The sequence below is a fragment of the Saccharopolyspora elongata genome (assembly GCF_004348985.1).
GTDB lineage: Bacteria > Actinomycetota > Actinomycetes > Mycobacteriales > Pseudonocardiaceae > Saccharopolyspora > Saccharopolyspora elongata.
Genome location: NZ_SMKW01000142.1, coordinates 1 through 13648, shown reverse-complemented (window position 1 = coordinate 13648; position 13648 = coordinate 1). Strand labels below are relative to the sequence as shown.

Annotated in this window: 14 protein-coding genes; 9 read left to right on the top strand and 5 right to left on the bottom strand. The window is 70.1% G+C overall.

Going from position 1 to position 13648, the window contains the following annotated elements:
• Positions 1 to 63: 63 nt before the first annotated feature.
• On the bottom strand, positions 64 to 282 hold the full coding sequence (locus tag E1288_RS44390) for a hypothetical protein (protein ID WP_132495115.1): 219 nt from the start codon (positions 280 to 282) through the stop codon (positions 64 to 66).
• 469 nt (positions 283 to 751) lie between these two features.
• Between E1288_RS44390 and E1288_RS44385 the strand changes: the two genes are divergently transcribed.
• From E1288_RS44385 to E1288_RS44375, 3 genes are all read left to right on the top strand, one after another.
• Positions 752 to 1597 carry a helix-turn-helix domain-containing protein gene (locus E1288_RS44385; protein ID WP_132495113.1) on the top strand — a complete coding sequence of 282 codons (846 nt, stop codon included), beginning with the start codon at positions 752 to 754 and terminating at the stop codon, positions 1595 to 1597.
• The gene (locus E1288_RS44380; RefSeq protein WP_132495111.1) at positions 1590 to 1766 is read left to right on the top strand and encodes a DUF397 domain-containing protein; all 177 of its coding nucleotides are present in this window, start codon (positions 1590 to 1592) and stop codon (positions 1764 to 1766) included. The genes E1288_RS44385 and E1288_RS44380 overlap by 8 nt, the downstream gene beginning before the upstream one ends.
• A 123-nt stretch (positions 1767 to 1889) precedes the next feature.
• Positions 1890 to 2066, top strand: coding sequence for a DUF397 domain-containing protein (locus tag E1288_RS44375; RefSeq protein WP_207954905.1), 177 nt, complete (start codon positions 1890 to 1892; stop codon positions 2064 to 2066).
• Positions 2067 to 2163: 97 nt separating this feature from the next.
• On the opposite strand, the gene E1288_RS44370 is transcribed toward E1288_RS44375, so the two are convergent.
• From E1288_RS44370 to E1288_RS44360, 3 genes are read right to left on the bottom strand one after another with little or no spacing between them, the layout of a single operon-like run.
• Positions 2164 to 2964 (bottom strand): SDR family NAD(P)-dependent oxidoreductase, encoded by an 801-nt coding sequence (locus tag E1288_RS44370; RefSeq protein ID WP_132495109.1) that lies wholly within the window; start codon positions 2962 to 2964, stop codon positions 2164 to 2166.
• A complete protein-coding gene (locus tag E1288_RS44365) occupies positions 2965 to 3237 on the bottom strand; it encodes a ferredoxin (RefSeq protein WP_132495107.1) in 273 nt (90 codons plus the stop codon).
• On the bottom strand, positions 3237 to 4385 hold the full coding sequence (locus E1288_RS44360) for a Rieske 2Fe-2S domain-containing protein (RefSeq protein WP_132495105.1): 1149 nt from the start codon (positions 4383 to 4385) through the stop codon (positions 3237 to 3239). Before E1288_RS44360 ends, E1288_RS44365 begins: the two co-directional genes overlap by 1 nt.
• A 148-nt stretch (positions 4386 to 4533) precedes the next feature.
• Here E1288_RS44360 and hsaA point away from each other — a divergent pair, with 148 nt between their 5' ends.
• The gene (gene hsaA, locus E1288_RS44355) at positions 4534 to 5700 is read left to right on the top strand and encodes a 3-hydroxy-9,10-secoandrosta-1,3,5(10)-triene-9,17-dione monooxygenase oxygenase subunit (protein WP_132495103.1); all 1167 of its coding nucleotides are present in this window, start codon (positions 4534 to 4536) and stop codon (positions 5698 to 5700) included.
• Positions 5701 to 5994: 294 nt separating this feature from the next.
• Complete coding sequence (locus tag E1288_RS44350) at positions 5995 to 6627, top strand: TetR family transcriptional regulator (RefSeq protein ID WP_207954904.1); 633 nt, start codon at positions 5995 to 5997, stop codon at positions 6625 to 6627.
• Positions 6628 to 6794: 167 nt separating this feature from the next.
• On the opposite strand, the gene E1288_RS44345 is transcribed toward E1288_RS44350, so the two are convergent.
• The gene (locus tag E1288_RS44345; protein WP_132495101.1) at positions 6795 to 7727 is read right to left on the bottom strand and encodes a 3-oxoacyl-ACP reductase; all 933 of its coding nucleotides are present in this window, start codon (positions 7725 to 7727) and stop codon (positions 6795 to 6797) included.
• A gap of 212 nt (positions 7728 to 7939) precedes the next feature.
• Here E1288_RS44345 and E1288_RS44340 point away from each other — a divergent pair, with 212 nt between their 5' ends.
• From E1288_RS44340 to E1288_RS44325, 4 genes are all read left to right on the top strand, one after another.
• On the top strand, positions 7940 to 9100 hold the full coding sequence (locus E1288_RS44340; RefSeq protein ID WP_132495099.1) for a steroid 3-ketoacyl-CoA thiolase: 1161 nt from the start codon (positions 7940 to 7942) through the stop codon (positions 9098 to 9100).
• 1 nt (position 9101) lies between these two features.
• Positions 9102 to 11306, top strand: coding sequence for an acyl-CoA dehydrogenase (locus E1288_RS44335; RefSeq protein WP_132495097.1), 2205 nt, complete (start codon positions 9102 to 9104; stop codon positions 11304 to 11306).
• Positions 11307 to 11559: 253 nt separating this feature from the next.
• The gene (locus tag E1288_RS44330) at positions 11560 to 12432 is read left to right on the top strand and encodes a MaoC/PaaZ C-terminal domain-containing protein (protein WP_132495095.1); all 873 of its coding nucleotides are present in this window, start codon (positions 11560 to 11562) and stop codon (positions 12430 to 12432) included.
• Positions 12429 to 13058 (top strand): PaaI family thioesterase, encoded by a 630-nt coding sequence (locus E1288_RS44325; RefSeq protein ID WP_207954903.1) that lies wholly within the window; start codon positions 12429 to 12431, stop codon positions 13056 to 13058. Before E1288_RS44330 ends, E1288_RS44325 begins: the two co-directional genes overlap by 4 nt.
• Positions 13059 to 13648: the final 590 nt, after the last annotated feature.

Genomic DNA, 13648 nt, shown 5'->3' with positions numbered 1-13648 from the left:
GGCCCGGCTACCGGGAGGAGCGGCGCGCTGGGGTCGGGGAGGGCGCGCCGATCCGGTCAGGGGTCAGGCGGCTCTGGACGAGTCGCCTTCAGGTGGAGCGCGGAGGCGGTGGCGGCCGGTGTACTCGGCCTCGCGTTCGGCCTCGATGTCGTGGATGAGCTGCCAAACGCCGTAGGCGTCGTCGTCGGCATCGCCGTGCTGCGGATTCGACACCGGGATGAACAGCATCGCGAAGATGACGACGTTGAACGCGATGAGCGTGCCCAGCTGCAACCAGAACATGACGCCTCCCGGCCTGTCACCGTCCGATGTGGTCAGATCATCGTTCTCGCTTGATGCACTGCTGCTTCCGCAAGTGCCGTGCTGTTGCGCCGGATCGGGCTGGATTCGAGGCGTTCTTGCGCGCTCTAGCGAGCCGCACGCAAACCGCGCAGCGCGGCCGGGTCGTGGTCGGATGCCCGACGGCGGCCCACATCACCTCGGCCCCGCACGCACCGGTCCCGCCGGGCCGAAGCACGAGATGCGTGTCCAACGCCCGCAATCCAGGCGAAGGCAACCACCGAGGCCAAACCTCCAACACCAACGAAACCACCTCCACGTTGCCCGTCCGCCCGATGAACGGCTTGTTGTCAAATGATCTGACAACAGCGACAACTACTCAATGTGTTACCGTGATCGCAACGAGTGATGTTGGGCGGAAGGCTTGGAGCGCGGTGCGCGTTGCACGGCGCCGACCACATGGAGTCGAGACATGGCCAGAACTCCGAAAGGGCGGGCGCTCGGAGGTGCGCTCCGGCAGGCTCGCGAGGATCGAGGTCTGAAGCTGCGGGACTTCGCATCAACGCTAGGGCGTGATCCGGGAGTCCTCTCGCGTTGGGAAACAGGCGAGCGAACTCCGAAACCCGAGCAAGTGGCCCAGATTCTTACGGCGTTGGGTGTCGTTGGGGAGCAATACGAGGAGATCGTCAGCCTTGCCTACGGCACCGACGCTCCGCAGTGGGTGGCTACGCGGTTGCCGGACCAGAAGCAGCAACTCGCTGCGCTGGTCGATTACGAGCAGAACGCCTCGGAGATCATCGAGGTCGCGCCGCTGCTGATCCCGGGGTTGTTGCAGACCAGCGGCTACGTGCGGGCGATCATGTCGGGCGGTGGTGTTCCGGCTGGCGAGATCGCGACGCGAGCTGCGATCAGGATCGGTCGGAAGGACGTCATCCTCCGCAATGAACCGGCTCGTTTCCTTGCTCTGGTGGGAGAGGGAGCGCTACGGCAAGTAGTCGGCGACCGCGACACGATGGTCGAGCAGCTCCGGCACCTCGTCGACTTGAGCGAGCGGTCGAACATCGACTTGCGGGTCGTGCCCTACAGAAGCGGCTGGAACCCTTCTCTGGAGGGTGGCTTTCTGCTTATCAAGCAGGAGAAACTTGATCCCGTGGTGGCTTTGGAGAACAGGCGGTCCGGGTTGTTCCTGCACGAGTACGACGACGTAACCGTGTACGAGCAGGCCGTGGAGCAGATAGCCCGGGTCGCCTTGAGCTCGAAAGCCTCGATGATGCTGCTTCGCAAGGCGGTCAAGAGCGTGGAGGACCTCAATGACTGATCAGTATGTGTGGCGGAAGTCCAGTCGGAGCCAAAACCTGCAAACGTGCGTCGAGTTATCCAGCCCGCTCGGACTGATCCGGGATTCGAAGGATCCGGAGGGGCCGCGTCTGGACGTCGACGTCGCTGTGTTCCTGCGGGCTGTCAAGGCTGGGCGTTTCGAGCGGTGAGTGGGTGGTCGTGAGTGCTAAGCCGGGCTCTATCCCGCTTTTGCGCCCACGACCCCGTTCGGGGGCTCGTCCGCCGCAATTCCGTTTCGTCCTCGATGTGGTCCGAAAGTTGGAGGCAAGCGGATGATCAAGCAAGCTCAGTGGCGCAAGAGCAGTTACAGCGGCCAAGAAACGCACTGCGTGGAGTTATCCAGCCCGCCCGGTTTGATCCGGGACTCGAAGGATTGTGACGGGCCGGTGCTGCGTGCTGACGTCGCTGTCTTTGTAAGGGCTGTCAAGGCTGGCCGATTCGACCGATGACTGCGTGAAGTTCGCCCGAGCGAACGGGACGAGAGCGACGCGGGAAACCGCGGTCCAGGTGCTCGGCCGGCCCCGGGCTGCGGTGATCCGTGCCGCGTCAGGCCTTCGTCTCGGGCGGCAGCAGGCGTTTCGACGCCTCGTGGGCGCCGAGTGCGAGTTCCGCCCGGTTGGGGCCGCTGCGCTTCTCCGCCGCCTCGGCGTTGCCGCCCGCCACCCACACCGGCCCGTGCGGCAGCCGTTCTAGGCCTTCCCGGGCCACGTCGTCGGGTTCTGCGACGTTCAAGCCCGGAATGTCGAAGTTGAGCCCGGCGCGTTCCATCGCCGGTGTCCGGGTCACGCCGAGCACCAGCTCCAGGACGTCCACGCCGTGTTCCCGCAGTTCGAGCCACAGGCCCTCCGCGAACACCCGCGAGAACGCCTTCACCGCCGAGTAGACGCTGATCTGAGCCTGGCCCAGGTAGCCCGCCATCGAGCCGACCAGGACCACCCCGCCGCGGCCCCGCTCCTTCAGCAACGCTCCGAAGTGGTGGGTGAGCGCGAGCTGCGCGGTGATGTTCAGGTCGATCACGCCGCGCACGCGGTCGAGGTCGCCCGTGACGAACTCGTGGCCGTAGGTGTTGGCGCCCGCGTTGAAGATCAGCAGGCCGACGTCGAGGTCGTCGGTGGCCTCCCTGACGGACCGCAACGCGCCCGGGTCGAGCAGGTCGAGCTCGAGTGCGTGCACCTGCACGCCCTTGGCGCGCACCGCATCGGCGGTGGCCTTCAGCGGCCCCGGTTTCCGCGCGATCAGCACCAGGTTGATCCCGGCGTCGGCGAGCAGGTGGGCGAACGAGGCGCCCACGCCTTCGGATCCGCCGGCGATGACCGCCCATGGTCCGTACTTCGTGGTGTCGAGCACTCAGTCCTCCGCCTGGATCGCGATCTCGCCGCGGGCCGCCGCTGCGCGCACGGAATCCCGCAATGCCTTGCAGCCGCTGAAGAACCGGCCGTTCGGCCCGGAGCCCGGCTGCGCGTCGCGGCGCTCCGCGCAGGCCCGGACGGCGTCTTCGTGCCACTGGATGCTGGTCTGGTCCCAGCTGCTCTTGCGGACCTCGACGCGGCCGCCGCAGGCGCCGCACCGCACGGGCTGCATGGGCGAATCGACGAGCCGGCCGTCTGTGCGCACCGCCATCAGATCGCCTGCGCCTTGCGGGCCAGGTTCTCCTCGACCTCGCGGCGCCAGGCCTCGTTGGGCCTCGTGGTGTCGATCTCGAACTCGAACCGCTCCACCATCTCGGGCGTCACGTCCGCCGCGTCGACGTAGAACTGCTCGTACCACCGGCGAAGCTGGTAGACCGGGCCGTCCTCCTCGCACAGCAGCGGGTTGTCGATGCGGGTCTTGGTCTTCCAGATCTGCACGTCCTGCTCGAAGCCGATCTTGATGAAGTCGCCCATCTTGCGGGCCATCTCGTCCGCGTCCTCGCCCCGCATCCGGTCGGAGCGCTTGACGATGATCCCGTACTGCAGCACGAAGGAGTTCGCGGTGACCGGGTAGTGGCAGTTGATCAGCACCGACTCGACATCGCCGTCGCTGTAGTGGTACGTCAGGTCGTCGATCATGAACGACGGGCCGTGGTAGGCGGCCACCGACGTGTTGCCGAGCATGCGGGGCGCGCCGCTGCCGGACTCCTGCGGGCGGGCGTCCTCCCGCCCGACGCCGTTCTGGACCTGGGTCGCGGTGTGGCCCTCGAAGATGTTCTTGAAGTACGTCGGGAACGAGTAGTGGACGTAGAAGAAGTGCGCCATGTCCACCACGTTGTCCACGATCTCGCGGCAGTGCGCGTTCTCGATGGTGACCGAATACCACTGCCAGTCGGTCCACTCGTCGCTGGTGGCGCCTTCGATGCGCGGGATGGTCACGTCGGCGGGCGGCGGATTGCCCTCGGGGTCGTTCCACACGAAGAACAGGTCGTCCTGCTCCAGGGTCGGCCACGCCGCCGTCCGCGCGCGCAGCGGAACCCGGCGCGCGTAGGGGATGCTCTTGCACTTGCCGTCGCCGCCCCACCGCCAGTCGTGGAACGGGCAGGCGATCTCGTCGCCCTTGACCGAGCCCTGCGACAGGTCGCCGCCCATGTGCCGGCAGTACGCGTCGAGCACGTTCAGCTCGCCGTGGGAATCGGCCCAGACCACCAGCTTCTGGCCGAACGCCTGCACCGTGTGCGGCTTGCCGTCCTTGAAGTCCTTGGCGAGCCCGAGGCAGTGCCAGCCGCGAGCGAACCGGGTGGGAGCGTCGTCCACCTCGATCTGCCGGACCTCCTCCACAGCGGTCATGCTCGTCATCCCTTCCCGTGAGCAGTAGGTCACCGCGAAGGTAGGTGGCGGCGGCCGCCGGAACCGCCGGTGATCCCACTCACCGGTACCTTCCGGAGACCGCTGCCGATGGCAGGCCGCACGATGGGAAACCCGACGCCGCAACGGGAGGACGAGCATGACCGACGAGGTGCTGGAGCGGGTCCGCGACCTCCTGCCGGCGATCGCGGAGCGGACCCGGGCCGCGGAGGAGGACCGGCGGCTGCCGGCGGAGACGGTGGCCGACCTGGTGTCGGCCGGCGCGTTCCGGATGCTGCAGCCGAAGCGCTACGGCGGCCTGGAAAGCGATCCCGTGCGCTTCTACGAGGTGGTCCGGGAAGTGTCCACAGTGTGCGGTTCCAGCGGCTGGGTGCTCTCGATCCTCGGCGTGCATCCCTGGCACGTCGGCCTGTTTCCCGGCGAGGCCCAGGACGAGGTCTGGGCGCGCGGACCGGACGCGCTGATCTGCTCGTCGTACGCGCCCATCGGCCGCCTGACCGCGGTCGAGGGCGGCTACCTGCTCAGCGGCCGGTGGGGCTTCGCGTCCGGATGCGACCACGCGAGCTGGGCGCTGCTCGGCGGGCTGGTCGTCGGCGACGAGGGACGGCCGGTCGACTTCCTCAGCGTCCTGGTGCCGCGCGCGGACTTCCAGGTGCTGGACGTGTGGGATCCGGTGGGGCTGCGCGGCACCGGCAGCAACGACATCGTCGTGGACAAGGCGTTCGTGCCTGCGCACCGAATCGTCCGCAACTACGACGTGTCGCAGCTGCGCGCCCCCGGCCGGGAGGTGAACCCGGGCCCGCTGTTCGCGCTGCCGTTCGGCGCGGTGTTCACGACCGCCGTCGCCGCGCCCGTCGTGGGAGTCGTGTCGGGCTGCTACGAAACCTACGTGTCGGCCATGCGCGACCGGGTGCGGCTGAGCCTCGGTGGCGGCCGGTTCGTGGAGGATCAGGGCGCGCAGGTGGCCGTGGCGCGAGCGTCGTCCGAGATCGACGCGGCGGTGCTGCAGCTGGACCGCAACATGACCGACCTCTACGACCACGCGGTCCGGGACGCGGAGATCCCGATGGAGCTGCGGCTGCGCGCCCGCCGGGACCAGGTGCGCGCCACCGAGCGCGCGTTGGCGGCGATCGACCTGCTGTTCCAGAGCGCGGGCGGGAACTCGCTGCGCCGGGGGAACCCCATCGAACGGGCCTGGCGCGACGCGCACGCGGGCAGCACGCACGTCGCCAACGACCCGCAGCGCGCCCTGGTGCTGTACGGCATGGGCGCGTTCAGCCTCCCCGTCGAGGACACGCTGGTCTGACCGCCTGCCTCCGAGCCGCTCGCTCAGGACGAACGAGCGGCGAACTCGATGGTCTTCCTCCGGCAGGGAGACCAGCGCGGGAGCATGCGCCACGAACGCCTCCCGCCGCTCGGCGCTCGCCTCGGCGAGAGTGGTCGCGTCCTCCTCGCCGATCCGATCGCCGGCAGGCCCCGGGCAAGGCGGAAGCCCGTGGCACGGGGCCTGCCCGTCCCGGTGAGCGGTACGTTGGCGGAGACGGCCACGAGGCGAACCCGCACAATCAGATGTCGATGCGGATCAACCGAGGGGGGACACGTGCCGAGAATCGCCGAGGCCCGGCCGGCCGCGGAGCCGAGCTCGCAGGAGCAGAAGGCGCGCCAGCGCCGGATCCTGCGCGCCGCCGCAGGCCTCGCGGCCGAGCGAGGGCTCGACCGCGTGCAGATGCACGACGTGGCCAAGGAAGCAGGCGTCGCGATCGCCACGCTCTACCGCTACTTCCCCTCGAAGACGCACCTGTTCACCGCCGTCATGGCGGAGCAGGTGGAGCAGCTGGACAAGCTGGCGCGGCCGCCGCGCTCGGATCAGGACCCGGTGGACGCGGTGCGCGAACTGCTGCTGCGGTCCACCCGTCAGCTGCTGAGCAAGCCGTTGCTGGCCAGCGCGATGATGCAGTCCAACGTCCAGGCCAACGCGGCGACGGTGAACGAAGCGATCCGCATCGACAAGATGATGAACGAGGCGGTGTTCCGGATGCTCGGCCTCGAGAGCCCGACGGCCCGCGACGTCCGCCTCGTGAGCCTCGTCATCGAGTGCTGGTACGGAATGCTGAGCTCGGCGCTCAACGGCCGGATCTCCATGGCGGACGTCGAGGTGGAGATCCGGCTCGCCTGCGGCCTCCTCCTGGCGGCCCGCTCGAACGCACCGGAACCCACCGCCCTGGACGACTGACCCCTCCCGCTCGTCCCTCCCCGCACCTCGCCCGGCCGATGCCGAGGTCCCGACCTCGTTTTCCGCAATTTCCATTGAAATCGAACCTTCGATTTCAATGGAAATTGCGGAACCCCCAACCCGGTTGGGAGCCTGGTGGGGTTGGGGGTTCCTCAGTGCGGTGGCGGTTACTTCTTCTGGGGTGCGATGTTCTGCACTCCCGTGGTGTCCAGCTCCGCGACGCTGTAGGCCGCGTAGGTCTGGTACGGGCTCCGGCCCGCGAAGTACGGCGTGAGCTGGTCGTCGAGCTCCGCGACGCTGAAGGCGCCCGCCGCCGCCGTGAACTTCCGCTCCACCGTGGGCGCGGCCAGCAGCGCGACCATGTCGCCGTAGACCACGAAGACCTGGCCGTTGATCTCGTCCGCCGCCGGCGAGGCCAGGTAGGCCACGAACGCGCCCACCCGCTCCGGCGCCAGGATGTCCAGGCGGCCCCCGGTCGGGTCGTCGCTGAACACGTGGGCCGTCATCCCGGTCCGCGCCCGCGGGCAGATCGCGTTGGTGCGAACCCCGTACCGCGACAACCCCTGCGCGCTCGACAGGGTCAGCGCGGTGATGCCGGCCTTCGCCGCCGAGTAGTTCGGCTGACCCGCGGCGCCGAACAGGAACGCCTCCGACGTGGTGTTCACGATGCGGCCGTAGACGGGCCCGTCCGCCGCCTTGCTGGCGTTTCGCCAGTGCACCGCCGCGGCGCGCGAGACGGCCGCGTGGCCCTTGAGGTGGACGTGGATGACGTCGTCCCAGTCGCGCTCGGTGAGGTTGAAGATCATCGTGTCCCGCAGGACGCCCGCGTTGTTCACCACGACGTCCAGGCCGCCGAAGGTGTCCACGGCCGCCTCGACCAGCCGGTCACCGGTGCACCAGTCGCCCACGTCGCCGGTCACCGCCACCGCGTCGCCGCCCGCGGACTTGATCTCGTTCACGACGTCCTCGGCGGCCGGGCCCATGTCGTTCACGACCACGTTGGCCCCCTGGGCCGCGAGCGCGAGCGCTTCCGCGCGCCCGAGCCCTGCGCCGGCGCCGGTCACGACCGCGGTGCGGCCCTCCAGCGTGCTGTCGCTCATTGCGTGCTCCTCGTCCTGCATCCGACGGTCCCGGCACGTCCGTGCCCGGTCTCGGGCCGAAAACTAGTATTCATTCTTCTATCGGGCGCGACCCAGTCCCACTGAGCGAACCTGAAGCAGCTCTCACTCGTTGTGTGGGTGTTTCAATGCGGGTAGATAACGAATTCTAGTGATGTGGGGCGCGTCGTCCCGCATGCGGATGGAGAAGCCAGATGCCCGAGGCCGTCATCGTCGAGGCCGGTCGCACGCCGGTCGGCAAGCGCTACGGAGCCCTGTCCGGGCTGCATCCCGCCGAACTCCTCGGCCTCGCCCAGCGGGGCGTGCTCGACCGGGCCGGCCTGGACCCGGCGAAGGTCGGCCAGGTCGTCGGCGGCTGCGTGACGCAGGTGGGGGAGCAGTCCAACAACGTCACCCGGAACGCCTGGCTGCACGCCGGCCTGCCCCACACCACCGCGTGCACCAGCATCGACTGCGCCTGCGGCTCGTCCCAGCAGGCCTTGCACCTGGTCGCCGGGCTGATCACCGGCGGCGCCGTCGACATCGGGATCGCCTGCGGCGTCGAGGCGATGAGCCGTGTCTTCCTCGGCGCGGCCCTGGCGCCGGGCACCGGCATCCCGGTGCCGGACTCCTGGTCGATCGACATGCCCGACCAGTTCACCGCCGCCGAGCGGATCGCCCGCAACCGCGGCATCACCCGCGCCGACGCCGACGCGCTCGGCGCGGCCTCCCAGCAGAAGGCGGCGGTCGCCTGGTCCGAGGGGCGCTTCGACGGCCAGATCATCCCCGTCGACGCGCCGGTCCTGACCGAGGACGGCCCCACCGGCGAAACCGCCCTGGTGACCCGGGACCAGGGGCTGCGCGAGACCACGGCCGAGGGCCTCGCCAAGCTCAAGCCGGTGATCACCGACGGCATCCACACCGCGGGCAACTCCTCGCAGATCAGCGACGGGGCGGCGGCCGTGCTGCTGATGAGCCGGGAGCGGGCCGAGGCGGAGGGCCTGCGGCCGCGGGCCCGGATCGTCGCCTCCGGGATGGTGGGCTCCGACCCGTACTACCACCTCGACGGCCCCGTGCACGCCACGGCGCACGTGCTGGAGAAGGCGGGCATGGCGCTCGGTGACATCGACCTGGTGGAGATCAACGAGGCCTTCGCGTCCGTCGTGCTGTCGTGGGCGCAGGTGCACCGGGCCGACATGGACAAGGTCAACGTCAACGGCGGCGCGATCGCGCTCGGGCACGCCGTCGGCTCCACGGGCGCCCGGCTGATCACCCAGGCCGTCCACGAACTCGAACGCAGCGACCGCTCCACGGCGCTGATCACCATGTGCGCCGGCGGCGCGCACGCCACGGCCACCATCGTCGAACGGATCTGAGATGACACGAGGAACTCTGGGGTTGAGCGAGGAGCACCGAGACCTGCGGGACTCCGTGCGGGCCTTCGCCGGCCGCCACATCACCGAGACCGAGGTGCGCGCGGCGGTCGATGCCGACGCGGAGCAGCTGCCGCCCTTCTGGAAGCAGCTGGCCGAGCAGGGCCTGCTCGGGCTGCACCTGCCGGAGGCCGTCGGCGGCGCCGGTTACGGGCTGCTCGAACTCGCGGTCGTCCTCGAAGAACTCGGCCGCTGCATGGCGCCCGGTCCCTTCCTGCCGACCGTGCTCACCAGCGCGGTGCTGCGCGAGGCGGGGCACCAAGCGCACCTCTCGGGGCTCGTGGACGGAACGGCGACCGGCGCGCTCGCCCTCTGCGACGGGTTCACCGCCGAGCGCACCGCGGACGGCGGCCTCCTCGTCTCCGGGACCGCCAAGCCGGTGCTCGGCGCGCACCTCGCGGAGGTGCTCGTCCTCCGCGTCGCGCTGGAGGGGGAGCAGGCGTGGGTGGTGCTGCCCGGCTCCGCGGCCGAGGTCGCCGAGGTGCCCAGCCACGACCTCACCAGGCGGCTCGCCGAGGTCGCGGTCTCCCGCGTGCAGGTGCCCGCCGGGGACGTCCTCGACGTCGCGTCGCACCGGCCGCACGACCTCGCCGCCACGCTCTTCGCGGCGGAGGCGTGCGGCATCGCCGACTGGTGCACCACGACCGCCGCCGAGTACGCCCGGGTGCGGGAGCAGTTCGGCCGGCCGATCGGGCAGTTCCAGGGCGTCAAGCACCGCTGCGCCCGCATGCTCGCCCGCACCGAGGCCGCCCGGGCCTGCGCCTGGGACGCCGCCCGCGCGCAAGACGCGCAGGACGCCGCCGACGAGCTGGAGCTGGCCGTCGCCGTCGCGGGAGCCACCGGCATCGAGGCCGGGTTCAGCACCGCGAAGGACTGCATCCAGGTGCTCGGCGGCATCGGGTTCACCTGGGAGCACGACGCGGGTCTCTACCTGCGACGCGCGCAGACGTCGCGGCTGCTCCTGGGAGCGACCGGCCACTGGCACCAGCGGGTGGCGCGACTGGCGCTGGACGGCACCCGCCGCGCGGTTTCGGTGGACCTGCCGCCGGAGGCGGAGGAGATCCGGGCGGTGGTGCGCGCGGAGCTCGCCGAGGCGGCCGCCCTGCAGGGCGAGGAGCGCATCGCCTACCTCGCCGAGCACGGCTACACCGCGCCGCACCTGCCGAAGCCGTGGGGCCGGGGCGCCGACGCCGTCGAACAGCTCACCATCGCGGAGGAGATGCGGGCCGCGCAGGTGCGCGCCCACGACATGGTGATCGGGAACTGGGTGGTGCCGACCCTGATCCAGCACGGCGACGAGGAGCAGCAGCGCCGGTTCCTCCCGGCGACGCTCCGCGGGGACATCACCTGGTGCCAGCTGTTCTCCGAGCCGGGCGCGGGATCCGACCTGGCCGGCCTGTCCACCAGGGCGGAGAAGGTCGAGGGCGGCTGGAAGATCAACGGCCAGAAGGTGTGGACCTCGATGGCCTGCGAGGCGCACTACGGCATCCTCCTCGCCCGGACCGACCCGGACGCGGCCAAGCACAAGGGACTGTCGTACTTCCTGCTGAACATGGACGCCCCGGGCATCACCATCAGGCCGCTGCGCGAGCTGACCGGCGATGCCCTGTTCAACGAGGTGTTCCTGGACGACGTCTTCGTGCCCGACGACATGCTGGTCGCCGAACCAGGCGACGGCTGGAAGCTGGCCCGCACCACCCTGGCCAACGAGCGCGTCGCGCTCTCGCACGACTCGTCGCTGGGCTCGGGCGGCGAAGCGCTGCTCGAACTGGCGGCCGCGCAAGCCGACGACCACCGCCTCGCGGTGCTGGGGCAGATCCTCTCCGACGCCCAGGCGGGCGCGTTGCTCGGTCTCCGCCAGACGATCCGCTCGCTGAGCGGGCAGCAGCCGGGATCGGAGTCGTCCATCGCCAAGCTCCTCGGCGTGGAGCACATCCAGCAGGTGTGGGAAACCGCGATGGAGTGGCAGGGGCCCGCGGCGCTGCTCAACGGCCAGCGGCCGTCCGCGGATTCCCCCGGCGCGACCTGGAAGTTCCTCAACACCCGGTGCCTGTCGATCGCGGGCGGCACCACCGAGGTCCAGCTCAACATCGTCGGCGAGCGGCTGCTGGGGCTCCCGCGCGACCCAGAACCCCGCCCCAAGTCCTGACCTGACTGCCTGTCTCCGAACTCGTTCTGCTTGGCGGTGCAGGTGGCGGAACCTCAGACGCCTTCTCGCTGTGGGATCCCCGACTTACGTATGACCAAATACGCGGCATCGGGGCTGTCCTCGCGAGAAGACGTCTGAGAACCCGCGGCGGTGCGAGTTGCGAGGGTGGGCTAAGCGGCTGGCGCCGCTTCAAGGACAAAGACCGAAAACTGGGATCAAGACAGGCATTGACGCACACAGGAGAAACGCAAGAATGGCCATCGACCTCGACGAGGCGCTGAACGCCCGGCCCGCGACCCGCGAGATCTCGTGGACGCGGCGGGACGTGCTGCTCTACCACCTCTCGCTCGGCGCCGGCGCCCGCGCCGACACCGAGCCGGAGCTGCCCTACACCTACGAGGGCGGCCTCCAGGTGCTGCCGACCTTCGCGATGGTGGCGGGGCAGGGAATCTCCGCGGGCGACCGCGCCACGCCGGGCCTGGCGCTGCCCGGGATCGACATCGACCTCCGCAAGATCCTGCACGCGGGCCAGGCGCTCCGCGTGCACCGGCCGCCGCCCGCGTCCGGCACGGCAACCGTCACCAGCCGCGTCGCGGACGTGTGGGACAAGGGAAAGGCGGCGGTGATCGTGCTCGAATCGACCGCCGCAGACGGCGACGGCACGGCGCTGTGGACGACGACCATGCAGATCTGGGCGCGCGGCGAGGGCGGATTCGGTGGGGAACCGGGGCCGGACGTCGCGGCCGCACTGCCGGAGCGCGAACCGGATGTCGTGCTGGAATCGCCCACGACGCCCGCCCAGGCGCTGATCTACCGGCTCAACGGCGACATGAATCCGCTCCACGCCGACCCGGGCTTCGCCCGGGCGGCCGGTTTCGACCGGCCCATCCTGCACGGCCTGGCCTCCTACGGGCTGGTCGCCAAGGCGATCGTCGACGGGCTGCTCGACGGCGACGCCGCCCGGCTGCGCGCGTTCGAGGTGCGATTCGCCGGCACGCTGCTGCCGGGGGAGACCATCCGGACCGCGGTGTGGCGCGACGGCGGGCGGCTGGTGCTGCGCTCGACGTGCCCCGAGCGCGACGACGCGCCGGTGCTGACCCACGCCACCGCGGAGGTGGCGTCGTGACCGCCGCCCGGGAACAGCCGCTGGAGCTGACCGCCACGCCCCACAACGAGGGCGTCGACGCCGCGGTGTCGGCGGCCCGCCGGGTGATCGCGTCGCTGCTGCACGCCGGGGACGGGTCGGCGGCGGAGATGAAGGAGGTCGCGGACCGGCTCAACGCCGTGGCGGACCACCTCGACGAGCACGCGCCCGCGATGGACCAGCGGATGGTGGACATGTGGTCGGGGGAGGGCATTACCCGCCACGACCCCGTGACCGGCCCCGAGAACGCGATCGCGCCGCCGCTGCACCTGACCGGGAAGGACGACGGCTCGGTGGAGGGGGAGGTGGCGCTGGGCCTGCCGTACCAGGGGCCGCCCGGGCACGTGCACGGCGGGATTTCGGCGCTCTTGCTCGACCACACCCTCGGCGTGGCGAACCACTGGGCGGGGCAGTCGGGGATGACGGCCGAGCTCACGCTGCGCTACCACCGACCGACCCCGTTGTTCGAGCCGCTGACCGTCACCGGCGAGCAGGTCGCGGTCGACGGGCGCAAGATCCGCACGACGGGCGCGATCACGGCCCGAGGCGAGGTCTGCGTGTCGGCCGAAGGCCTGTTCATCGCGAAGCACCTGCCGCGACCGCGCTGACCCGAACCGGAGGGGCTCCCGACCGGTGCGGGCACGTGCGAGATGTGGCCGCTTGGAGCACGGGGAGCGCCGGTTTCGCGCGAAACCGTCACTGGCCCTCACGCGGAACGCCGGTTTCGCGCGAAACCGCCACTGGCGGCGGTGCGGGAGGTATTCGTCCCTAGTGGACTTTTCTCGAAGCGGTGCGGCGGGTTGCCCAGGGCTCGTGAAGTGGCTCCAACGCGAAGTCCTTCGATGGTCGGGCTGGTGTGCCGGTCACGACGGCCGGTAGTTTTCGGGGAGTTGGTCGGCGGGCGTCGGTCTGCCGATGTAGAAGCCTTGGGCTTGGTCGCATCCGAGGCGGCTCGGCGCGAGCGATGACGGTGGTCCGCAATTTCCATTGAGCCTTTTCCATCCTGATCTGCGACATCAGGCCAGGTCCCGAACGCACAGGGGTCGTGAGTGGCTGTGGCCGTCATAGCAGCCTGTCCTGTCTCAGGACCTCACGGACAGATCTGTCTCACGACGTCGTGGACAGTTTGTTGGTTGTGAGTCGTTGGTAGCGGACGCTGCGGTCCAGTGTCAGCGTCCGCACGACCGTGTCGTTGATC